The organism is Variovorax sp. V35 (assembly GCF_041154465.1).
Classification (GTDB): domain Bacteria; phylum Pseudomonadota; class Gammaproteobacteria; order Burkholderiales; family Burkholderiaceae_C; genus Variovorax; species Variovorax boronicumulans.
Map to the genome: position 1 here is coordinate 3,019,094 of NZ_AP028666.1, position 22,352 is coordinate 3,041,445.

General features: G+C 68.3%; 20 protein-coding genes. 16 read left to right on the plus strand and 4 right to left on the minus strand.

The genetic code is table 11. The features are described from left to right. Positions 1-7 precede the first annotated feature (7 nt). Positions 8-838 carry a class I SAM-dependent methyltransferase gene (locus ACAM42_RS13975; protein WP_369632369.1) on the minus strand — a complete coding sequence of 277 codons (831 nt, stop codon included), beginning with the start codon at positions 836-838 and terminating at the stop codon, positions 8-10. A 56-nt stretch (positions 839-894) separates the two neighbouring features. Continuing rightward, positions 895-2,790 carry a sigma-54-dependent Fis family transcriptional regulator gene (locus tag ACAM42_RS13980; RefSeq protein ID WP_369632370.1) on the minus strand — a complete coding sequence of 632 codons (1,896 nt, stop codon included), beginning with the start codon at positions 2,788-2,790 and terminating at the stop codon, positions 895-897. Positions 2,791-3,025: 235 nt separating this feature from the next. Here ACAM42_RS13980 and adh point away from each other — a divergent pair, with 235 nt between their 5' ends. Together adh and ACAM42_RS13990 are read left to right on the plus strand one after the other, a co-directional pair. Then, positions 3,026-4,546: an aldehyde dehydrogenase gene (adh, locus tag ACAM42_RS13985; RefSeq protein ID WP_369632371.1), complete on the plus strand. Its 1,521-nt coding sequence runs from the start codon at positions 3,026-3,028 to the stop codon at positions 4,544-4,546. After that, positions 4,546-4,923: a DUF779 domain-containing protein gene (locus ACAM42_RS13990; RefSeq protein WP_369632372.1), complete on the plus strand. Its 378-nt coding sequence runs from the start codon at positions 4,546-4,548 to the stop codon at positions 4,921-4,923. Before adh ends, ACAM42_RS13990 begins: the two co-directional genes overlap by 1 nt. Positions 4,924-4,938: 15 nt before the next feature. Here ACAM42_RS13990 and ACAM42_RS13995 read toward each other — a convergent pair whose 3' ends face one another. Next, positions 4,939-5,856, minus strand: coding sequence for a LysR family transcriptional regulator (locus tag ACAM42_RS13995; RefSeq protein ID WP_369632373.1), 918 nt, complete (start codon positions 5,854-5,856; stop codon positions 4,939-4,941). Positions 5,857-5,997: 141 nt separating this feature from the next. Between ACAM42_RS13995 and ACAM42_RS14000 the strand changes: the two genes are divergently transcribed. The 13 genes from ACAM42_RS14000 to ACAM42_RS14060 all read left to right on the plus strand — a co-directional run bounded on the left by ACAM42_RS14000 (position 5,998) and on the right by ACAM42_RS14060 (position 21,464). Continuing rightward, complete coding sequence (locus tag ACAM42_RS14000) at positions 5,998-6,414, plus strand: YjfI family protein (RefSeq protein ID WP_062476391.1); 417 nt, start codon at positions 5,998-6,000, stop codon at positions 6,412-6,414. Between the two features lie 12 nt (positions 6,415-6,426). Beyond that, entirely contained in the window at positions 6,427-7,158 is a 732-nt protein-coding gene (locus ACAM42_RS14005; RefSeq protein WP_369632374.1) for a PspA/IM30 family protein, read from the plus strand. Between the two features lie 2 nt (positions 7,159-7,160). Then, on the plus strand, positions 7,161-7,520 hold the full coding sequence (locus ACAM42_RS14010) for a hypothetical protein (RefSeq protein ID WP_369632375.1): 360 nt from the start codon (positions 7,161-7,163) through the stop codon (positions 7,518-7,520). A 42-nt stretch (positions 7,521-7,562) separates the two neighbouring features. Beyond that, entirely contained in the window at positions 7,563-8,207 is a 645-nt protein-coding gene (locus tag ACAM42_RS14015; protein WP_070059349.1) for an OB-fold-containig protein, read from the plus strand. 121 nt (positions 8,208-8,328) lie between these two features. Then, the gene (locus tag ACAM42_RS14020; protein WP_062476401.1) at positions 8,329-10,497 is read left to right on the plus strand and encodes a hypothetical protein; all 2,169 of its coding nucleotides are present in this window, start codon (positions 8,329-8,331) and stop codon (positions 10,495-10,497) included. Between the two features lie 14 nt (positions 10,498-10,511). After that, a complete protein-coding gene (locus tag ACAM42_RS14025) occupies positions 10,512-11,057 on the plus strand; it encodes a zf-TFIIB domain-containing protein (RefSeq protein WP_095947463.1) in 546 nt (181 codons plus the stop codon). Between the two features lie 12 nt (positions 11,058-11,069). Then, on the plus strand, positions 11,070-16,337 hold the full coding sequence (locus ACAM42_RS14030; protein ID WP_369632376.1) for a DNA repair ATPase: 5,268 nt from the start codon (positions 11,070-11,072) through the stop codon (positions 16,335-16,337). Beyond that, entirely contained in the window at positions 16,337-17,035 is a 699-nt protein-coding gene (locus ACAM42_RS14035; protein ID WP_369632377.1) for a phospholipase D-like domain-containing protein, read from the plus strand. Before ACAM42_RS14030 ends, ACAM42_RS14035 begins: the two co-directional genes overlap by 1 nt. Continuing rightward, positions 17,035-17,808, plus strand: coding sequence for a hypothetical protein (locus ACAM42_RS14040; RefSeq protein ID WP_062476414.1), 774 nt, complete (start codon positions 17,035-17,037; stop codon positions 17,806-17,808). The genes ACAM42_RS14035 and ACAM42_RS14040 overlap by 1 nt, the downstream gene beginning before the upstream one ends. Before the next feature lie 112 nt (positions 17,809-17,920). Continuing rightward, a complete protein-coding gene (locus tag ACAM42_RS14045) occupies positions 17,921-19,093 on the plus strand; it encodes a CaiB/BaiF CoA transferase family protein (RefSeq protein WP_369632378.1) in 1,173 nt (390 codons plus the stop codon). Beyond that, complete coding sequence (locus ACAM42_RS14050; protein ID WP_369632379.1) at positions 19,090-20,073, plus strand: hydroxymethylglutaryl-CoA lyase; 984 nt, start codon at positions 19,090-19,092, stop codon at positions 20,071-20,073. The genes ACAM42_RS14045 and ACAM42_RS14050 overlap by 4 nt, the downstream gene beginning before the upstream one ends. Beyond that, on the plus strand, positions 20,070-20,450 hold the full coding sequence (locus tag ACAM42_RS14055) for a VOC family protein (RefSeq protein ID WP_369632380.1): 381 nt from the start codon (positions 20,070-20,072) through the stop codon (positions 20,448-20,450). Before ACAM42_RS14050 ends, ACAM42_RS14055 begins: the two co-directional genes overlap by 4 nt. 48 nt (positions 20,451-20,498) lie before the next feature. Then, positions 20,499-21,464, plus strand: coding sequence for a Bug family tripartite tricarboxylate transporter substrate binding protein (locus ACAM42_RS14060; protein ID WP_369632381.1), 966 nt, complete (start codon positions 20,499-20,501; stop codon positions 21,462-21,464). 16 nt (positions 21,465-21,480) lie between these two features. Here the strand turns inward: ACAM42_RS14060 and ACAM42_RS14065 are convergent, their stop codons facing one another. After that, positions 21,481-21,627 (minus strand): hypothetical protein, encoded by a 147-nt coding sequence (locus tag ACAM42_RS14065; RefSeq protein WP_172438277.1) that lies wholly within the window; start codon positions 21,625-21,627, stop codon positions 21,481-21,483. Between the two features lie 204 nt (positions 21,628-21,831). On the opposite strand from ACAM42_RS14065, the gene ACAM42_RS14070 reads away from it, so the two are divergent. Beyond that, complete coding sequence (locus tag ACAM42_RS14070; RefSeq protein WP_369632382.1) at positions 21,832-22,278, plus strand: GNAT family N-acetyltransferase; 447 nt, start codon at positions 21,832-21,834, stop codon at positions 22,276-22,278. The last annotated feature ends 74 nt before the right edge of the window (positions 22,279-22,352 follow it).

A 22,352-nucleotide genomic window follows, 5' to 3' on the forward strand; every position in this document is an offset into this window, starting at 1 on the left:
CGCAGCCCTAGTCCTTCGCCCTCAGCGCGTACACCGCATAGATCGGCACGCCGAGAAAGAACAGCACCATCGGCGCGAACAGCGTGTAGGGCCAGCCGTAGCCTTCCATCACGCGGTAGGTGCCGTCCAGGTGCAGGCGCGGATGGGGCTGCGTGAGGTCTTCGTAGCGGCGCAGGCCCCACTGGAACTCCGCACCGGTCGCGCGCACCGACGGATGCTGACGCGCGCGGCCCACGGCCAGCCAGCACATCGCATCGAAGGCCAGCACCGAGCCCGCAGGCGCGCGTTCGCCGAAGGTAGCGAACACCGCGTTCACCTGCTCGGGCGTGAGGTACATCAGCACGCCCTCGGTGAACAGGAAGACCGGCTGCGCCTGGCGCTTGCGCGGCAGGCCGAGCTGCTCCCACCAGCCGGGCGCCGTGAGGTCGAGTTCGCGCAGGTCGTGGCGCGGATGCGTTTCGGGCAGCAGCTCGCGGCGCAGGGCCAGCACCTCGGGCAGGTCGGCGTCGGTCATGCGCGACTTGCCGTCGTCCAGCCATTGGAAGTAGTGGCTCAGGCCGCAGCCCATGTTCACGACGCGCGCGCCCGGGTGCAGCTTGAGGAAGTCCTGCGCCAGGCTGCGAAAGCGCCGCGTGCGCGCGAGGATGCCGTAGATGGTCGTGCGGTCGTCGGGCAGGGCGTGATCGTCGTCGCGGATCTGCTCGAGGATGCCGGCGGCGTAGGCGTCGCGCACGGCCATCTGCGGAAAGAGCGCATCGCCGGAGGCCCGCGCGGCCAGCGGAATCCGCAAGGTGGACGGCACGGCCGAGAGCTTGCGCGCGGATTTGCCGGTGGTCATGAATGCGGGGGCAGGGCCATGCGCAAAGTCTGGCCGGTCCCGCGCGTGCGGGCAAGTCAGTCTTTGGTGTTGCCCGCGGGCGGGCGCTGGCGCGCGAGATGGCGGTACACGGTGCTGCGGTGAACGCCGAGCCGGCGGGCCGCGCGCGCCACGTCGTGGTCGCAGGCCCGCAGGGCTTCGTCGATGGCGTGGCGCGTGATGGTCTGCAGGGGCGCGTTGGGTTGCGACGCCGTGGCTTCGCTGAAGTCGGCAAAGGGCGCGGCGTCGTGCAGGTGCGCGGGCAGCGCATCGGCCGTCACCGCATCGCCCGGGTCGGCCAGCGCCACGAGGGCGCGCAGCACGCTGCGCAGCTCACGCACGTTGCCGGGCCAGCGGTAGGCGGCCAGGCGTTCGAGCGCGTCGTTCTCCAGGCACAGGTGCTTGGCGGCGCCGCCCGATTCGAGAAACAGCCGCGCGATCAGCGCGCGCCGGTCGGCGCGTTCGTGCAGCGCGGGCAGAGCGACGGTGAAGCCGGCCACGCGGTACATCAGGTCGGCGCGAAAGCGCCCGGCCTCGACCAGCGCGGGCAGGCCGGCGTGCGTGGCGCAGACCAGGTCGAAATCGACCGCCACGCCCTGGCCGCCGCCCAGCGGCGTGACCACGCGGCCTTCGAGCACGCGCAGCAGGCGCGTCTGCAGCGCGAGCGGGATCTCGGCGATCTCGTCCAGAAAGAGCACGCCGCCGTGCGCTTCGCGGATGCGCCCCGGCATGCCCTTGCGGCGCGCACCGGTGAAGGCGCCTTCTTCGTAGCCGAACAGCTCGGCCTCGATCAGCGTCTCGGGCAGCGAGGCGCAATCGACCGCCACGAACGGGCCCGCGCTGCGGCGGCTGGCGGCGTGCAGGCGGCGCGAGAACACCTCCTTGCCGCTGCCGGTCTCGCCGTTCACCAGCACCGGCACGCCTTCGTTGAGCACGCGCACGGCGCGCGCCAGCAATGGGCGCACCACGTCGTCGTTGTCGACGGGCGCGGCGTTCGCGGCCATCACCTGCCGCGCGCCGGTGCGGCCCGTGTCGCTGTTCGCCGTGCCCGTGCGCTCCATGACGGTCGCGATCTGCCGCCCGCCCGGCAGCGTGAGCAGGCTGCGCCGGTGCTCCATGCGCGGCCACTGCGCGCCCAGGAAATCTTCGGCGTCGAGGTCGAGCAGGCCTTCCCACGAACGGCCGAACAGGTCGAGCGCCACGCGGTTGGCCGCCACGATGCGCCCGCCCTCGATCACCATCAGCCCTTCGCGCGCGGTGCCGATCAGCGCCGGCCGCGCATGGAAGCGCAGCACATGGCCCGAGGCTTCGGCCAGCAGCATGCGGTGCTCGACCTGCTGCGCCGCCATGCGCACCAGGCCCAGGGCGTGGTGGTTCACGCGCGCGGTCTCGCCCGAGATGTCGAGCGCGCCGGCCAGCTCGCCGCGTCCGCTGAAGATGGGCGCCGCCGCGCAGCCCAGCCGGCCGTTCTGCGCCAGGTAGTGCTCGCCGCCCAGCACCATCAATGCCTCGCGCTCGGCCAGCGCGGTGCCGATGGCGTTGGTGCCGCGGTGGCTCTCCGACCATTCCACGCCGGGCTGCAGCGCCACGCGCTGGGCCTTGGGCAGGAAGTCGGGGCTGCCGATCTCCTCGAGGATCAGGCCACTGGCGTCCGACAGCGCGACGATGCAACCGTTGCCCACCGCGTGCTCGGCGAGCCCGTCGAGCTCGGGCTGCGCGCAGCTGAGCAGGCGCATCGCCTGCTCGCGGCGCTCGTTCAGCAGCGAAGGCGCCATCGGCGTCGGGTCGATGCAATGCGGATCGACCGGCCGGCTGCGCTGCCACGAGCGCGAGATGTGCGGCGCGATCCACGGCGCCGGGTCGCGGCCCTGCGCGAAGAACAGCTCGCGCGCCTGCGCGACGCTGACCGATGGCGCGGAAGCTTCACTCGTCATGCGTGACTCCGTGGACGGGGATTGCCGGCGATTCGCCTTGTGCGACATCGTAGTCGCCACCGTCGCGCCCATCTGTCGCAGATTGCGAATGGAAACCCTCTGCGCGGGCCGCGCCCCTGTGGCGCGGGGCTTGGGGATTGTCCCGATCCGCGCGGGTATGCCGCTTGCGGTGCCTGTGCGGGCCGCCGCATGTCGCGGTGCCGCCCGTTCACACCTTACCCAACGGAGACAACCCATGGACATGCTCGAACCGGGCAAATTCGGTACCGCAGTGCCTTTCAAGGCGCGCTACGGCAACTACATCGGCGGCGAATGGGTCGCGCCGGTGGAGAACCAGTATTTCGGCAACATCACCCCCGTCACCGGCAAGGTCTTCTGCGAAGTGCCGCGCTCCAGCGCCGCCGACATCGACCGCGCGCTCGACGCCGCCCACAAGGCCAAGGGCGCCTGGGGCCGCACCTCGACCACCGAGCGCGCCAATATCCTGAACCGCATCGCCGACCGCATGCAGGAAAACCTGGCCATGCTGGCCGCCGCCGAGACCTGGGACAACGGCAAGCCGATCCGCGAGACCATGGCCGCCGACCTGCCGCTGGCCATCGACCACTTCCGCTACTTCGCCTCGTGCATCCGCTCGCAGGAAGGCGGCATCAGCGAGATCGACCACGAGACTTTTGCGTACCACTTTCACGAGCCCATCGGCGTGGTCGGCCAGATCATTCCGTGGAACTTCCCGATCCTCATGGCCGTGTGGAAGCTCGCGCCCGCGCTGGCGGCCGGCAACTGCGTGGTGCTCAAACCCGCCGAGCAGACGCCGGTGTCGATCCTGGTGCTGATGGAGGTCATCGGCGACCTGCTGCCGCCGGGCGTGCTGAACATCGTCAACGGCTTCGGCGTGGAGGCGGGCAAGCCGCTGGCGTCGAGCAACCGCATCGGCAAGATCGCTTTCACCGGCGAGACCACCACGGGCCGGCTGATCTCGCAGTACGCGAGCCAGAACCTCATTCCGGTCACGCTGGAGCTGGGCGGCAAGTCGCCCAACATCTTCTTTGCCGACGTGATGGAGCGCGACGACGCCTTCTTCGACAAGGCGCTCGAAGGCTTCACGATGTTCGCGCTGAACCAGGGCGAGGTCTGCACCTGCCCGAGCCGCGCGCTGATCCAGGAATCGATCTACGACCGCTTCATGGAGCGTGCATTGAAGCGCGTGGCCGCGATCAAGCAGGGCAGCCCGCTCGACGCGGCCACCATGATCGGCGCGCAAGCCTCGAGCGAACAGCTCGAAAAGATCCTGTCGTACCTCGACATCGGCCGGCAGGAGGGCGCGCAGGTGCTCATCGGCGGCGAACGCCAGCAACTCGAAGGCGACCTGGCCGACGGCTACTACGTGAAGCCGACCGTGTTCCGCGGCCACAACAAGATGCGCATCTTCCAGGAGGAAATCTTCGGACCCGTGGTGTCGGTCACCACCTTCAAGGACGAGGAAGAGGCGCTGGCGATTGCCAACGACACGCTCTACGGCCTGGGCGCCGGCGTGTGGAGCCGCGACATGAACCGTGCCTTCCGCATGGGCCGCGGCATCCAGGCGGGGCGCGTGTGGACCAACTGCTACCACCAGTACCCGGCGCATGCGGCCTTCGGCGGCTACAAGCAATCGGGCATCGGGCGCGAGAACCACAAGATGATGCTCGACCACTACCAGCAGACCAAGAACCTGCTCGTGAGCTACAGCGAGAACAAGCTGGGCTTCTTCTGATGACCGGCGAGGTCCTGCGCGTCACCGCGACCGACGCGGCGCTCGCGCTCATCGACGACCTCGCCGCACGGCACGGCCCGCTGATGTTCCATCAGTCGGGCGGCTGCTGCGACGGCAGCGCGCCCATGTGCTACGCCCAGGGCGAGTTCATCGTGGGCGACTACGACCGGCTGCTGGGCCATATCGGCGGCATGCCGTTCTACATCAGCGGGCCGCAGTTCGAGCACTGGCAGCACACCCAGCTGATCATCGACGTGGTGCCGGGGCGCGGTGGCATGTTCTCGCTGGAAGGGCCGCTGGGCGTGCGCTTCCTGACGCGCTCGCGGCTGTTCACGGAGGCGGAGTGGGCATTGCTCGAGGCTGAGGCGGCGGGGTAGGGTCCCGGCCGGTCGTCAGTTCGATGAGGCGAGCAGTTGCCGCACCAGCAGCTGCGTCGCCGGCGTCAGCGCCGCGCCCGTCTTCGTCGCCATCAGCAGGCGACGTGTGGCCCACGCGTCCTTCAGGTGCACCACCTTCAGGTCGAGCGCGGTCACCTGCGCCCTGCAGGCGGCCAGCGGCACCACGCCGATGCCGAGGTTGGCCGCGATCATGTGGCACATCGCATCGAAGCTGCGCACCTGCACGCGCAGGCGCATCGGAATGCCGGCCTGCTCGGCCGCGCGCGAGGTCAGCTCGAGCAGCGAGCTGCTGCGGTTCAGCCCCACGAACTCGTGCGCGAGGCAGGTCTTGAAATCGACCTGCTTCGCGCGCAGGCGCGCCAGCGGGTGGGGCCTGGCGCACAGCACCACGAGCTCGTCGGTCTGGAAGGGCGCGACATCGAGGCCGTAGGCGGGCGTGTTCTCGGCGAACACGCCGACGTCGGCGAGGCCGTCGACCAGCGCGCGCACGATGTCGCCGCTCAGTTGTTCCTCGACCTCGACGCGGATATCGGGATGCTGTCCCAGGAAAGCCGCCAGCGTGGTCGGCAGGAACTCCGTCAGTGCCGACATGTTGGCCCACAGCCGCACATGGCCGCGCACGCCGCTGGCGTAGTCGCCCAGCTCGTTGCTGAACTGCTCGAAGCCCTGGAAGAGGCGCATCGCATGCTGCATCGCCACGTGTCCGGCGGGCGTGAGCGCGATGCCCTGCGCGCTGCGTTCGAGCAGCTTGGAGCCTGTGGCGGCTTCGAAGTCGGACAGGCGCCGGCTCGCCGCCGAGAGCGCGAGGTGACACGCTTCCGCGCCCTTGGTGATGCTGCCCGACTGCGCCACGGCGCAGAACAGGCGCAGCGTCACGAAATCGACACGCGCGGGGTTGATGGTGGGGGCCATCGGCGGATTCTAGAGAGCGCGCCAGTGCCGAAAGTCATGCGCACGGGTTAAAAGAATTTTTGACATGTTATGTCGCTGCACCTATAGTGAATCCATCGAAGCATCGCGCGCTTCCCACGGTAGACAACCCAAAGGAGAGGTATGCAATCACTGCTGGATCAACTCGAAGGCCTCGACGTGCTGGCCGGTGCCGCGATGGGTGGGCTGTCTGTTCAGCTGCAGCCAATTCCGGGCAGCACGCCGGTGGTGCAGGTGAGCATCGAGGGGCGCGATGAGCTGCCGATCTTCGTCACCAGCTCCGACATGCAGATCATCTGCATCTGCTACCTCTGGACCGAAGAAGACGTGAAGCCCGCGCGGCGCACCGAGTTGCTCGAATCGCTGCTCGACCTCAACCCCTCGGTCCCGCTGTCGTCCTTCGGGCGCGTGGGTGGCCGCTATGTGCTCACGGGGGCGCTGGGGCGCAACGCGAGCGTGGAAGACATCGCACGCGAAGTGGCCGTGCTCAGTGACAACGCGCTCGATGCGCTCGACGCCTTGTCCGAATTCCTGAATTAAGCGGAGATCATCATGACAGTCATCAAGAAGCTGGTCACCTTGCTGCGCGGCAGCGCCCGCGAAATCGGCGAGAGCGTGATCGACAGCAATGCCACGCGCATCTACGAGCAGGAAATCATCGACGCCAAGCACAGCATCGAAAAGGCCAAGGGCGACCTCACGGGCGTCATGGCCAAGGAGATGCAGTCGGCCCGCGAAATCGAACGCCTGAAGGGCGAGGTCGCGCGCTACGAAGGCCTGGCGCTCGAAGCCCTCAACAAGACCCAGGAAGGCCTGGCGCTCGACGTGGCGGCCAAGGTCGGCACGCTCGAGCAGGAGCTCGAGGAGCAGGCCAAGGCCCACGCCTCGTATGCGCTGCAGGTGTCGCGGCTCAAGGACCTGATCAAGTCGGCCGAGGCGCGCATCCGCGAGCACGAGCGCGAGATCGGCATCGCCAAGACCACCGAGAGCGTCTATCGCGCCACGCAGTCGATCTCCGAGAACATCGGCAGCGGCGGCTCGCGCCTGGCCAGCGCGCGGGAGTCGCTGGAACGCATCCGCTCGCGCCATGAGGATTTGTCCGACCGCATGGCGGCGGGCCAGCAGCTCGAGGACGAATTCGGCCACAGCGCGCTCGAGAAGAAGCTGGCCGCGGCGGGCATCGGCAACGACGCCGACCGCACCGGCAAGGTGATGGAGCGCATCCGCGCCCGGCAGGCCAAGCCGTCCGAACCGTCCAAGCCGTCTGAACCGGCGTCGGAGTGACGATGGTGCGGGTCAAGCCGGTACGCTGGCAGGGCTCGGACGAGGCGATCCGCGCGGTCCAGGTGGCCTTCGACGTGGAAGAGGCCGTTCTCGAGGCCGTGCGCACCGCGGCGTTCGAGCAGCATGTGTCCACGCCCGACCAGATCCGGCAGGTGCTGGGCCTGGCGACCACCTCGAAGCCGAAGCGGCCGCGTCTCACCGTGTCACTGAGCACGGCCGACTACGAATTTCTGGCGGCGCGTTATGGTCTGTCACCTGACGACCGCCTGGCCATCAAGGAGAGGGCCACGCGCGAACTGATTGCCTTTGCAGGCAAGGCGAACAAGAAGAACACCGGCACGAGGAAGCCGGGCGGCAGGTAAGAAGAAAAGAGAACAACAACCAACCCGCACGCGGGAGGATCAATGGGCGATTTCATGGGAGCGGTGACGGGGTACCCCACCGCGATCTACACGGTGCTGCTGGGCGTCGTGGTGATCTATTGGGTGCTCGCGGTGGTCGGCATGGTCGACTTCGAGAGCAGCGGGATCGACGTCGACCTGCAGACGCATGCCGACGGCGACACCAGTGACATGGGCCAGATCGCGAGCTACGTGGTCGCCTTCGGCCTGAACGGCGTGCCGTTCTCGGTGGCCGTGAGCCTGCTGGTGCTGGTGGCCTGGACGCTCTCGTGCCTGGGCGGCGAGTGGCTGCTGCCGCTGGTGCCGACGATGGTGCTCAAGCTGGTGGCCGGCACGGTGCTGCTGGTGGTCAGCGCGGCCCTTGCCATCCCGGTGACGGCGGTGGCCATCCGCCCGCTCAAGGGCCTTTTCGTGAGCCACACGGCCGTGAGCAATGCGGCGCTGGTAGGCCAGGTCTGCCGCGTCGTCACCGGCGTGGTGAACGAGAAGGACGGCCGCGCCGAAGTGGCGCGCCGCGGCGCCAGCCTCAACATCCGCGTCTGGGCGCCCACGCCCAACGCCCTCAAGCGCGGCTCGCACGCGCTCATCCTCGAATACGACGAGGTGGCCGCGCGCTACCTCATCGCGGCGCACGAAGACATCGTCTGAGAAGGCGTGAACGAACCCGCCATGTCCGTTCATCGGCCACGCCGGATTCATTCACACCTTCTGACCGCGCGCATCCCTCACCCAAGTTCGTTCGCTCGCTCTTAAAGCATCTGGAGAAAAAATGGAGCCCATCATCTTCGCCGTGGTCATACTGGCCGTCGTCATCCTCGGCCTGTTCGCGATGTTCGCCAAGTTCTATCGCAAGATCGAACAGGGCCACGCCCTCATCGTGAACACGCTGCGCGCCGAGCCCGAGGTGACCTTCACCGGCCGCATGGTCTACCCGATCATCCACAAGGCCGAGCTGATGGACATCTCGGTCAAGACCATCGAGATCGACCGCTCCGGCAACGAAGGCCTGATCTGCCGCGACAACATCCGCGCGGACATCAAGGTGAAGTTCTTCGTGCGCGTGAACAAGACCGCCGACGACGTGCTCAAGGTGGCGCAGGGCATCGGCTGTGCGCGGGCCTCCAACCACGAGACGCTCGAAGAGCTGTTCTCCGCCAAGTTCTCCGAAGCGCTCAAGACCGTGGGCAAGTCGATGGACTTCGTCGACCTGTACCAGGCGCGCGACGGCTTCCGTGACGAGATCATCAGCCAGATCGGCAACGACCTCTCGGGCTACGTGCTCGAAGACGCCGCCATCGACTACCTCGAGCAGACCCCGCTGTCGGAGCTCGACGCCAACAACATCCTCGACGCGCAGGGCATCAAGAAGATCACCGAGCTGACGGCGGTCGAGCATGTGCGCACCAACGAACTGCGCCGCAACGAGGAAATGCAGATCAAGAAGAAGAACGTCGAGACGCAAGAAGCGCTGCTCGAACTCGAGCGCCAGCAGGCCGACGCCACCGCGCGCCAGCAGCGCGAAATTGCCAGCGTGCGTGCCCGCGAGGAAGCCGAGACCTCCAAGATCCAGTCCGAAGAGCGCACCAAGTCCGAAACCGCGCGCCTCATGGCCGAGCAGTCGGTCTCGGTGCAGCAGGAGAACGTGCAGCGCGAGAAGGAAGTGGCCGAGAACAACCGCAAGCGCGCGGTGGCCATCGAAGAAGAAAAGGTCACGCGTGCCCGCGACCTCGAGATCGTCGATCGCGAGAAGGAAGTGACCCTGCAGCGCATCGAGAAGGACAAGGCCGTCGAAGTGCAGAAGAAGGCCATTGCCGACGTGATCCGCGAGCGCATCGTGGTCGAGCGCACCGTGGCCGAGCAGGAAGAAGCCATCAAGGAACTGCGCGTGGTCGCCGAGGCCGAGCGCACCAAGAAGTCGGTCGTGATCATGGCCGAGGGCCAGGCCGAAGAGAAGATGGTGCTCGACGTGAAGGCCGCCGAAACGCAGGAAAAGCGCGCCCGCCACAAGGCCGCCGAAGAACTCACGCTGGCCGACGCGAAGCTCAAGGTGGCCGAACGCGACGCCGAATCGAAGAAGCGCGAAGCCGAGGGCGTGGAAGCCATTTCTGCCGCACCGGGCCTGGCCGCCGCCAAGGTCGAAATTGCCACGGCCCAGGCCAAGCTCGCAAGCTTCGAAGCCGAGGCTTCGGGCAAGGAAAAGCTGGGCCTGGCCGACGTGCACGTGCGCCAGGCCGATGCCGACGCGATCCTCAAGGCCGGCCAGGCCGACGCGCAGGTCATCGAAGCCCGCTCGCAGGCCGAAGCCGCCGGCATGCGTGCCAAGTTCGAGGCCGAAGCCTCGGGCAAGGAAAAGCTCGGCCTCGCCGAAGTCAACGTGCGCACGGCCGACGCCGAAGCCACGCTCAAGTCGGGCCAGGCCGATGCGCAGGTCATCGAAGCACGCTTCAACGCCGAGGCCAAGGGCCTGCACGAGAAGTTCGAGGCCATGAAGTCCATGAGCCCCGAAACCCGCGACCACGAAGAGTTCCGCATGCGCCTGGAAAAGTCGCACATCGAAACCATGAAGGGCATCGACGCGCAGACCTCCATCGCCAAGGAACAGGCCGACGTGCTGGGCACCGCGCTCGCCAACGCCAAGATCGACATCGTGGGCGGCTCGGGCGACTACTTCGACAGCTTCGTGCGCTCGCTCTCCGTGGGCAAGGGCATCGACGGCGTCATCTCCAAGAGCCAGGCAGTGCAGGTGGCCTTCAAGGAGCAGCTTTCGGGCGAGCGCGACGTGGTGAAGGACCTGCGCGACATCGTCGGCGCGCTGGGCAACTCGTCGGGCGAAATCCAGAACCTCAGCGTCGCCTCGCTGATGAGCAAGATCGCCAACGACGGCACCGAGAGCCAGAAGTCGGCGCTGCAGAACCTGATCTCCTCCTTCCGCAACTGAGCCGGGGGCGCGCGATGAACCCGAACCTGAAGTGCAGTTGCGCCGCCCATGCCGCGATGCAGCCCGTCGCACTTGCCGAAGCCTTGCTCGGCGTGCAGTGCGGCGACTGCCACGGCATGGTGATGGACATGGACGACTGGCGCAGCTGGAAGGCCGCCGACCCGAAGCGCGTGCCGCATGAGGTCGACGACGAGGTGATCGAGGTGTTCGACATCGCCGCCGTGCGCCACTGCCCCGAGTGCGAGCGCCTGATGCAGCGCCTGCGCGTGAGCGCGGGCCCCGACTTCCGCATCGACCGTTGCGTGGCCTGCCAGAACCTCTGGTTCGACCAGGGCGAATGGCGCGCCCTCGTGAGCCGCGGCCTGGCCGGCCGGCTCGACGAGCTGCTGTCCGACGGCTGGCAGCGCCGGCTGCAGACCGAGGAGGTGCGCGAGGCGCGCCTGGCCGCGCTGCGCCGCCGCTACGGCGACGACTGCATCGACGAGCTGGACCGCATCCGCGCCTGGCTCGACACCCAGCCTCACCGCGACGAATTGCTCGCACTGCTGCGCGCGGACTGACCGCGCCGATCCATGCAACCCACCGACGACACCGCAGCGCCGCCCGGCGCCCAGGCCCCCATCGACCCCACCGAAGCGCTGGTTTCCGGCAGCGGCAGCTACGACCTGCTGAAGAAGCGGCTCGAAACCCAGGGCGAGGGCCTGCTCAAGAAGACGCAGGCGCTCAACGAGCAGCGGCTGGCCGAGTTCGGCCGCTCCGACCAGGCGCTGATCCTGCGCACCCGCGCGCGCACCGAGAACAACGCCGTGGCGCGCGACATCGTGCGCATCGGCGACCTGCTGCTGTTCGGCTACAACGTCTTCATCGGCCTGCGCAAGGAAACGGCCGTGGGCGACGTGTTCGGCCTGTACCGGCTCGCATCGCCGGGCGAAGCCGCCACCGAGAACGACGAGCTGCAGCCCGTGCCGCTGGCCGGCACCTTCCTCGAAGACGCGCGCTTCGCCTCCGACTTCCGCGAGCTCTACGCCTACTACAAGCAGGCCACGCTGCTGCAGCTGCGCGTCACGCAGGACAAGCTGCTCGCCTCGTTCCAGATCGGCCAGCAGCTGCACGACGTGCGCGTGTTCCGCTGGGCCATCGAGCGCAACGGCAACATCAACTACATCGACAACCGCGGTGAGCGCGACATCGCCTTGCCCGCGAGCCACGATTTCGAGTGGACCGTCGCCACGCGCGAAGACCACGTGGGCGGCAAGCATCCGCACGTGAACGTGCTCGACACCGTGTTCGTCGAGACGCTGGGCGGCGACCTCACGGTCAAGATCGAGAACAACACCGAGACCGGCCTGGGCATCTACAGCGAGCCGGTGGAGGACAAGAGCCAGTCGCTCACCGACGCCGAGATCGCGTGGGCCAAGCTCGGCATGCTGATCCTGCTGCGCGTGAAGCCTTACCGCGAGCAGGTCACGCGCTACCTGGTGTTCAACATCCGCACGCAGCAGGTCGAGCGCATCGACGCCATCGGCGGCTCCTGTGTGCAGCTGCCCGAAGACCACGGCATCATTTTTCCGGGCGGCTACTACCTGCAGTCGGGTGAGTACAAGCGTTTCGACCTGCCGGCCGAGGTGGTGGAAAACCTGCGCTTCAAGCGCATGCTGCGTTCGCCCAACGGCGAAGACGTGGCCTATGTGTTCTACGACCCGAAGCCCGGGCGCTATGCGCTGTTCAACTACAACCTGATCGACAAGAAGCTCGCCACGCCGATCATCGCCAACGGCTACGCGCGCTTTGCCGACGGCCGCATGCTGGTGTTCAACGGCGACGATGTCGAGCCCACGCGCGTGCACCCGATGCAGCTGTGGCAGACGCCCTTCGCCAGCGAAGAGCACGTGAGCGCGCAGCCGCCCGCCACCGGCTTCTTCGGCAAGATCGGCAATGCCGAGCTGGTGCGCGGCGTGAGCGATCTCATGGGCATTGCCCGCGCGGTGCGCGAGCAGGCGCCCACGCGCGCCGCCTACGAAGACCTGATCCGCCAGTGCACCCGCGTGAGCGACGCCTACTTCTGGCTCGACGCGCCCGAGGCCACCGGCCTCATGGGCGAGCTGCGCAGCATCGCCGAGGTGGCGCGCAGCACGCTGGCCGAGTTCGAAAAGGTCGACACCATCCGCCGCGAAACCGTGCGTGCGTTGGCCCGCGCGGAAGACGAGCAGCACGCGCTGCTGGTCGACATTGCCAGCACCCTCTGGCGCGCCCCCGACGATTTTGTGAAGGCGCTGGGCCGGCTGCGCGAACGGCGCGGCGCGCTGCAGATGCTCAAGGAGCTGCGCTACGCCGACCTGCCGCGCATCGCCGCGATGGACGCCGCGCTCGAGGTCGAGCAGCAGCGCATCGGCGAGCGCGCGATGCAGTTCCTGGCGGCCGACACGGCCTTCCACGGCCAGCGGCAGGCGCTGGACAAGCTCGCGCTCGAACTCCCCAACCTGGCCACGTCGCCCGCGCTCGGGCAGATGCTCGCCACGCTCGACGAGCAGGCCGCCGGCCTCGACCTGCTGACCGAGCAGCTGGGCAGCCTGCCGGGTGGCGATGCGGTCATTCGCACGTCGATCCTGGACCGCATCTCGCTGATCTACGCCGACATCAACCGCATGCGCGCCGATGCGCGCGCGCGGCGCAAGTCGCTGGGCGCCACCGAGGCGCGCGCGGAGTTCGGCGCGCAGTTCAAGCTCTTCAGCCAGGCGGTCGAGAACGCGCTGGAGTTCGCCGACACGCCCGAGAAATGCGACGACGCGCTCACGCGCCTGCTGGCCCAGCTCGAAGAAATCGAAGGGCGCTTCGCCGAGCAGGAAGACTTCCTGGCCGACATCGCCGAGAAGCGCGAGACCGTGTACGAGGCGCTGTCCGCGCGCCGCCAGAGCCTGGTCGACGCCCGCCAGCGCCGCGCGCAGGGCGTGGTCGACGCGGCAGGGCGCATCCTCGACGGCATTCCGCGCCGCATCGCGCAGTTCGGCGACCTGACGCAGGTCCACAGCTACTTCGCGGCCGACCCGATGATCGGCAAGCTGCACACGCTGATCGCCGACCTGCGCACGCTGGGCGCCGCGGTGCCGGCCGACGAACTCGACACGCGCCTGAAGACCGCGCGCGACCAGGCGTTGCGCTCCATCCGCGACAAGCGCGAGCTGGTGAGTGAGGGTGGCGACACGCTGCGTCTGGGCCGCCACGCCTTCACCGTGCACCGCCAGCCGGTCGACCTGACGCTCGTGGCCCGCGACGAAGGCATGGCCTACCAGGTCACGGGCACCGACTACCAGAGCCCGGTCGATGAGCCCCGGCTGCTGCCGCTGCAGCGCTACTGGGACCAGTCGCTGGTGTCGGAAACACCTGAACTGTCGCGCGCCGAATACCTCGCCGGCCGCCTGCTGGAGGCGCTGCTCGCCGGCAAGGCCGAGCGCACGTGGGCCGAGGTGCTCACGCTGCTGGCCGAAGACCCGCTGCATCCGCAGCTGCTCGACATGGTTCGCCGCTTCGCTGCGGCGCGCTACCAGGAGGGCTACCAGAAGGGCATTCACGACGACGACGCGATGCGCCTGCTGGGCGCGCTCGTCGGCATGCAGGACCAGGCGGGCCTGCTCGCCTGGGGCCCGACCGAACGCGCGCTGGCCTTGCTCTACTGGCAGCACGGCCACCTGATCGCGCACCGCGAATCGATGCTGCGCCGCGCGCGTGCCGCGATGCAGATGCTGGCGCTGTTCGGCCGGCGCGATGCGTTGGAGCAGCTCGAAGCCGACATCGCGCGTGCACTGAACCACTTCGCCCGCGACGTGGTGCCCGACCTGCTGCCGCCGGCCGACGCTGAAAACGATGAGGAACGCGATGCACGCGACGGCCGCGTGACCACCCTGTGCGACCAGGCCGCCGCGTACCTCGTGCGCGAACTCGCCGGTCCGCATGGCGGCGAGACCTGGACCGTCTCGGGCGCGGGCGAGGACCTCGCGGCGGCGTTGCTGCGCGAGCTGGAGCGCGGCGGCCGGCGCGACGCGTGGCAGCACGACCTCGACGCCGCGCCGCCGGCCGAGCGCTGGCGCCTGGCACGCGACTGGGTGCGCGCCTACGCAACGCATCAGGCGCCGCAATCGGTCGACTGGACCGACGACGCGGCCAGCGTGCTCGCCATGCCGTTGCAGCGCACCCGCGTCAACGCGGCGCTCGACCGCACCGTCGAGGGACTGCGCGGCGAGCACCCGCGCGTCGCCGAAGGGCGCCTGACGCTGAACCTCAACGACTTCTGGCGCCGCTTCCTGTTCCACACCTTGCACGCGGTGCCGGGCTACGAGGCGCTGCACAGCTTGCGCCACGAGCTGCTCGAGCGCGAGAAGGCGCGGCTCAAGCTGAGCCAGTTCCAGGCCAAGCCGCTCTCGACCTTCGTGCGCAACCAGCTGATCGACGAGCTGTACCTGCCCCTCATCGGCGACAACCTCGCCAAGCAGATCGGCTCGGCGGGCGAGGGCAGCCGCACCGACCGCATGGGCCTGCTGCTGCTGATCTCGCCGCCCGGCTACGGCAAGACGACGCTCATGGAGTACGTGGCGGACCGCCTCGGCCTGATCTTCGTGCGCATCAACTGCCCGGCGCTGGGCCATGGCGTCACGGCCATCGACCCGGCGAACGCGCCCAACAGCGCGGCGCGGCAGGAGCTGGAAAAGCTCAACCTCGGCCTGGCCATGGGCAGCAACGTGATGCTGTACCTGGACGACATCCAGCACACCAGCCCCGAGTTTTTGCAGAAGTTCATCGCGCTGGCCGACGGCACGCGCCGCATCGAGGGCGTGTGGAACGGCGAGCCGCGCAGCTACGACATGCGCGGCAAGCGCTTCGCGATCGTGATGGCGGGCAACCCGTACACCGAGTCGGGCGACGTGTTCAAGATCCCGGACATGCTGGCCAACCGCGCCGACATCTACAACCTGGGCGACGTGCTCTCGGGTCGCGAGGCGGCGTTCGCGCTCTCGTACATCGAGAACAGCCTGACCTCCAACCCCACGCTGATGCCGCTGGCCTCGCGCGACCCGAAGGACGTGCAGCTGCTCGTAAAGATGGCCCAGGGCCACGACGTGCCGAGCAGCGCGCTCTCGCACGCCTACAGCTCGGTCGAGCTGGAAGAGATCAAGGCGCTGCTGCAGCGCCTGTTCCGTGCGCGCGACCTGCTGCTGAAGGTCAACCTCGCGTACATCGAATCGGCCGCGCAGCAGGAGACCTACCGTGTCGCGCCGCCGTTCAAGCTGCAGGGCAGCTACCGCAACATGACCAAGCTCGCGGGCAAGATCACGCCGCTGATGCGCGACGACGAACTCGACGCCTTGCTGCGCGACCACTACCGCGGCGAGGCCCAGACGTTGACCACCGGCGCGGAAGAAAACCTGCTGCGCCTCGCGCAACTGCTGGGCAGTCCGACGCCGGAGGAAAGCGCGCGCTGGACCGCCATCTGCGAGGAGTTCGTGCGCCAGCGCAAGCTCGGCGGCGCCGACGTCGACGGCAGCCAGCGCATCGCGAGCAGCATGCTCGACGTGGCGCGCGCGGTCGACGCGCTCAAGCCCGAGCCCAAGCCTGCCGCAGAGGGGCCGAACGAGAGCCAGCGCCTGGCCGATGCCATGCTGCAGATCGCCGTGACCTACCGCGAGCTGATCCTGCCGCTGGTGACCGCCACCGAGCGCCGGCTGGAACTCGACCGCTCGATCAAGCAGGACATGGAGCGCCTCGCCGCCGAGGTGCAGGCCACGCGGGCCGCGCCCAAGCGTGTGCCACCGCCACCATCTCCGCCCAAAGTAGACAAGGATCAGTGATGTCCGCATTGCCCGAACTGCTGGCCCAGCTCGACGCGACGATGGTCGACGCGCGTTTGAGCGACGACGAGCGCCGCGTGCTGGTCCACACCCTGCGCGAGGCCTCGCCCCCCGAAGACGGCCTGCGTCAGCTGCGCAACCGCGCCTTCGACCTCGTGCGCTCGCGCACCGCCGACCCCGAGCAGCTGTCGCTGCTCAAGTGGCTCGAAGGCGTGGTGCGTGCGATCGACACCGGCCGCTCGCCCGACAGCGTCACGGTGCGCTCGCAGGCCTATTTCAGCCCGGGCACCGCCTGCCTGCAGGCGATCAACCAGCAACTGCGAACGGCGAAGCGCGCGGTCGACCTGTGCGTGTTCACGCTCTCGGACGACCGCATCACCGCCGAGGTGCTGGCGGCGCACCGGCGCGGCGTGACGGTACGCTGCATCACCGACAACGACAAGGAATACGACCGCGGCAGCGACGTCGGCCAGCTGCGCGCGGCCGGCATTCCGGTGGCGGTGGACCGCACCGAGGCCCACATGCACCACAAGTTCGCGATCTTCGACGGCGCGCGGCTGCTCAACGGCAGCTACAACTGGACCCGCAGCGCCTGCGAGTACAACGAGGAGAACCTGGTGCTGAGCAACGACCCGCCGCTGGTGCGCCGCTTCGCGGACGAATTCGACACCTTGTGGAAAGAACTGCAGGCCCCCTGATGCCAAGACGAATCGACTACGACTGGGAGCTGCCCGCCGCCATGCAGCAGCGGCTGGGCGGCAGCACCTACGGCGCGCAGCGCATCATCCACGAGCAGGAGCACCTGATGGTGATCCTGCACGAGCCGCCCTCGGGCACCGGCGCCGAGCGCAAGCCCATCGTGTTCCTGCGCAAGCCTGACGGCGCGTGGCTGCACAAGGGCAACAACCCCGGCGAGCGCGCGCTCGCCAAGCTGCTCGAAAGCTACCGCGCGGCATTCAGCACCTTCGAGATCCGCCACCAGGCCGCCGAGACCTCGGAAGACCTGTTCCAGATTCTCGGCCCGCTGATCCCGCTCACCCGCGCCGCGCGGAACATGCAGGACACCCTGCAGGCCGCGCGCGATGCGGTGAAAGGCGACCTGATGCTCATCGACCAGCGCGACCTCGCGGTGGAGATCGCACGCGGCTTCGAGCTGCTGCTGGCCGACACACGCATGTCGCTCGACTACCGCCTCGCACGCGCCGCCGAGGCGCAGGCGCATTCGGCTCTCGAGATGAGCCGTGCGCAGCACAAGCTCAACACCATCGCCGCGCTGACCTTTCCGCTCATGGCCATCGGCGCGGCCTTCGGCATGAATCTGCACAGCGGGGTGGAGAACCTGCCTTCGTGGGTGTACTGGCTCATCTTCGCGGCCGGCATCTGCCTGGGCGTGATGCTGCGCGGCTGGGTGAAGACGCCGGCCGAGCCGCCGGTGGTTGCCAGGCCTGCGTCCACGCTGAAGAAAAAGTAGGGCGCACCGCAGGGGGCTTCGCGTTTCGCGAAGGCCTGCTGCCATCCGAGCAATTCCGTTCGTCGCCATCTGTTCCTAGAGTCGGGGCAACCCACCTGGAGACAGAGAAAAGATGAACGCACTCGAAGGCCTGAAGGTGCTGGAGCTTGGCCAGCTCATCGCCGGCCCGTTCGCTGGCAAGACGCTCGCCGAGTTCGGCGCCGACGTGATCAAGGTCGAGCCTGCCGGCGTCGGCGACCCGCTGCGCAAGTGGCGGCTGCTGCGTGACGGCACTTCGGTGTGGTGGGAGGTGCAATCGCGCAACAAGCGCTCGGTGTGCCTCGATCTGCGCAGCGCCGAAGGGCAGGAGGCCGTGCGCGCCCTGGCGCTCGAAGCCGACGTGCTGATCGAGAACTTCAAGCCCGGCACGCTCGAAGGCTGGGGCCTGGGCTGGGAGCAGCTGCATGCGCTGAACCCACGGCTCATCATGCTGCGCATCTCGGGCTACGGGCAGACCGGCCCTTACCGCGACAAGCCGGGTTTCGGCGTGCTCGGCGAATCGATGGGCGGGCTGCGCTACCTCAGCGGCGAGCCCGGCCGGGTGCCGGTGCGCGTGGGCGTCTCGCTCGGCGACACGCTGGCGGCGCTGCATGGCGTGATCGGCGTGCTCACGGCGCTGCACCACCGCACGGCCCACGGCGGCGAAGGGCAGTTCATCGACGTGGCGTTGTACGAGTCGGTCTTTAACGTGATGGAAAGCCTGCTGCCCGAGTACGACGCCTTCGGTGCCGTGCGCGAGCGGGCCGGCAGCGCCTTGCCGGGCATCGCGCCGACCAACGCCTACCGCTGCAGCGACGGCCACTACGTGCTGGTGGCGGGCAACGGCGACAGCATCTTCCGTCGCCTGATGCGCGCCATCGACCGCGCGGACCTGGAGAACGACCCCGGCCTCGTGCACAACGACGGCCGAGTGCTGCGTGTCGAAGAGATCGACGCCGCCATCGAAGCCTGGACCCTGCAGCGCAGCCGCGACGAGGTGCTGGCCGTGCTCGATGCGGCCGGCGTGCCGGTCGGGCGCATCTACACGGTGGCCGACATCGCGACCGATCCGCAGTACCTGGCGCGCGAGATGATCGTGCAAGCGCGCGGCTCCGACGGCGCGCTGCTCAAGGTGCCGGGCGTGGTGCCCAAGCTCAGCGCCACGCCGGGGCGCATCGCGCATGCGGCGCCGCGTCTGGGCGAACACACGGCGGACCTGCAGGGCGCGGGCTGGCCGGTGCGTGGCGTGGAAAGCGAGGCCGTATGAAAACCGGCAACGGGACGCGGCTGTTCGTCAACGAGGTCGCCACGCGCGACGGCTTCCAGATGGAAAGCCGCTTCATTCCCACCGACGACAAGGTCGCGCTGATCGACCGGCTCGGCACGCTCGGCTACGCCAAGATCGAGGTCACCTCGTTCACTTCGGCACAGGCGATTCCCGCGCTGCGCGACGGCGAAGAAGTGATGCAGCGCATCGCCCGCCGGCCCGGCGTGGTCTACACCGCGCTCGTGCCGAATGTGCGCGGCGCCGAACGCGCGCTCGAAAGCCGCATCGACGAGTTCAACATCGTCATGTCCGTCAGCGAGACGCACAACCTCAGCAACCTGCGGATGACGCGTGAGCAGTCGTTCGCGCAACTGGCCGAGGTGATCGCGCTGGCGAAGCAGGCGAGGGTGCCGGTGAACGTGTCGCTCTCCTGCGTGTTCGGTTGCCCGATGGAAGGCGAGGTGGCGCTCGCAACGGTGCTCGATTGGACCGACCGTTTCGCGGCGCTGGGCGTGCAGGGCCTCACGCTGTGCGACACCACCGGCATGGCCTATCCCACGCAAGTGCAAGCCGTGTGCGAGGCCGTGCGCGCGCGGCACCCGGCGTTGGAGTGGACGGCGCATTTCCACAACACGCGCGGCATGGGCCTGGCGAACACCATCGCCGCGGTCGAGGCGGGCATCCGCCGGCTCGACATGTCGCTCGGCGGCATCGGCGGCTGCCCCTATGCGCCGGGCGCGACGGGCAACGTCGCGACCGAGGACGTGGTCCACATGCTGCAGTGCATGGGCTACGACACCGGCATGGACCTTGAGGGCCTGATCGGCGCTGCGGCTGAACTCGAATCGCTCGTGCAGCACGAACTGTCCGGCCAGGTCTCGCGCGCCGGCCACCGGTTGACGCGACATGCGCCGCCGGCCGATTTCAACGCCATCGTCGAGCGCGCAAAGGCGCGCCCCATCAAGAAGGAGAACGCATGATCGACCACCTGGATCACCTGGTGCTCACGACCGCGAACGAAGAAGCCTGCGTGCGCTTCTACGTGGAGACAATGGGCATGACGCTGGAAGTCTTCGGCGCCGGCCGCAAGGCTTTTCGCTTTGGCAACCAGAAGATCAACCTGCACGTGAAGGGCCACGAGTTCGAGCCCAAGGCCAACGTGCCCACGCCCGGTTCGCTCGACCTGTGCTTCATCGCCAGCGTGCCGCTCGAAGAAGTCATTGCGCGGCTGCAAGCGCAGGGCGTGCCGATCCTCGAAGGGCCCGTGATGCGCACGGGCGCCACGTCGCGCATCCGCTCGGTCTACGTGCGCGACCCCGACCTGAATCTCATCGAGATTTCGGAGCTGGCGCACTGACGCCTACAGCCCGAAGACAGTCCACAAAAAACCACCGGAGACAAACCCATGAAACCCGCTCACCGCCTGCTCGCGGTCGGCCTCGCGCTGGCCGCTGCCGCCTCGCAGGCCGACACCTGGCCTTCCAAACCCCTGACCTTCGTGGTGCCCACGGCACCCGCGGGCTCCACCGACATCATGGCGCGGCTGGTCGCCGACCCGCTGCAACGCGCGCTGGGCCAGCCGGTCGTGGTCGACAACAAGCCCGGCGCCAGCGGCAACATCGGCACCGAGTTCGTGGCCCGCGCCGCGCCCGATGGCTACACGCTGCTGCTGCAGTACTCGGGCTACCACGTCGGCAACCCGTCGCTGTACCCGAACCTGCGCTGGAGCCCGACGAAAGACTTCGTGCCGGTGGCGATGGTGATGCGCGCGCCGCACGTGGTCGCGGTGAGCGGCAAGCTGCCGGTGACGTCGATGAAGGAACTCATCGAGTACGGCAGGAAGAAGGAGGGCGGCCTGTTCTACGCCTCGTCGGGCAACGGCTCGATCCAACACATCGCGGGCGAGCTGCTGTCGCGCCAGACCAAGCAGCCGGCCACTCACGTGCCGTACAAGGGCTCGGGGCCGGCCATCAACGACCTGGTGGCGGGCAATGTCGACATCTTCATCACCACGCCGCCCTCGGTCATCGGTCACTTCGCGGGCGGGCGCATCAAGCCGCTGGCGTACACCGGCAGCAAGCGGCACGCGTCGATGCCGAACGTGTCGACCTCGGCCGAGGCCGGATTGCCGGGCTACGAGGTCGAGTCGTGGTTCGCGGTGTTCGCCCCGGCGAAGACGCCGCCCGAGGTGGTGAACAAGCTCAGCGCCGAGATCAGGAAGATCGTCGAGAGCGAGGCCTTCCGCAAGAAGGTGGACGAGCAGGGCGCCTTCGCGACCTACATGGACCCGGCGACGCTGGGCCGGTTCGTCGACCAGGAACTCGCGGCCTGGTCGAAGGTGATCAAGGGCGCCGACATCAAGCCGGAGTGAACGCCCCCGGCCAGGCTCAGGGCTTGACGCCCAGCACCGACAGGATCACCGCCGCGAGGCCGAGCGCCACGGGCACCTGGTGCCCGGCCAGCGCGCGGGCCTGGGCCACGGACAGCTTCGTCTGCTGAAGGAGGTTCTTTTCCGAATGAAGGGGTGTGGACATGGTGTCTGCTCCTGTGTGGGGCGAACGGTGTGTTCGCGTGGGTTCCACGATAGGCCTCTCAACCGGCGATGGCGCATGGCTTTTGTCGACACGGCGTTTCCGTTTTCGCAACGATCCGGGGCCTCTGGCAGGGAACTTCTGCTCAGAACTCAGAATAGGGTCATGCAACGGAACGCACGAAACACACACCTGAAGGGTTTGACGATGCGCAGGGCCACCCCGGCGGATGCGGTGCCCTGGCCGCTCCTGTTCGACGCGGACGGCCCGCGCCCCGAGATCGAAAAGTACCTGCTGCGCGGCGAGCAGTGGCTGGCCGAACAGGCGGGCGAGGTCGTCGGCCAGATGGTGCTCATGGCCACCCGCGTCGACACCTGGGAGATCATGAACATCGCCGTGGCCGACGCCCACAAGGGTCAGGGCATCGGCACCGCGATGCTGAAGAAGGCGAAAGCGCTTGCCAAGCAGCGCGGCGCGCACCGGCTTGAAGTCGGCACGGGCAACAGCAGCCTGCGCGAGCTGGCCTTCTACCAACGCTTCGGCTTTCGGATCGTCGGGGTCGACGTCGACTACTTCGTGCGCCGCTGGGGCAAGGCGACAAGGCAGAACGGCATTCCGCTGCGAGACCTGGTGCGCATGGAGATGGTGCTCTAGCGCGCCCCGCACCACGACCGCACTCAGTGTGCGCAGGACACTGGGTGCTTCCCGCAGCGAAATCAAGGAGGAGG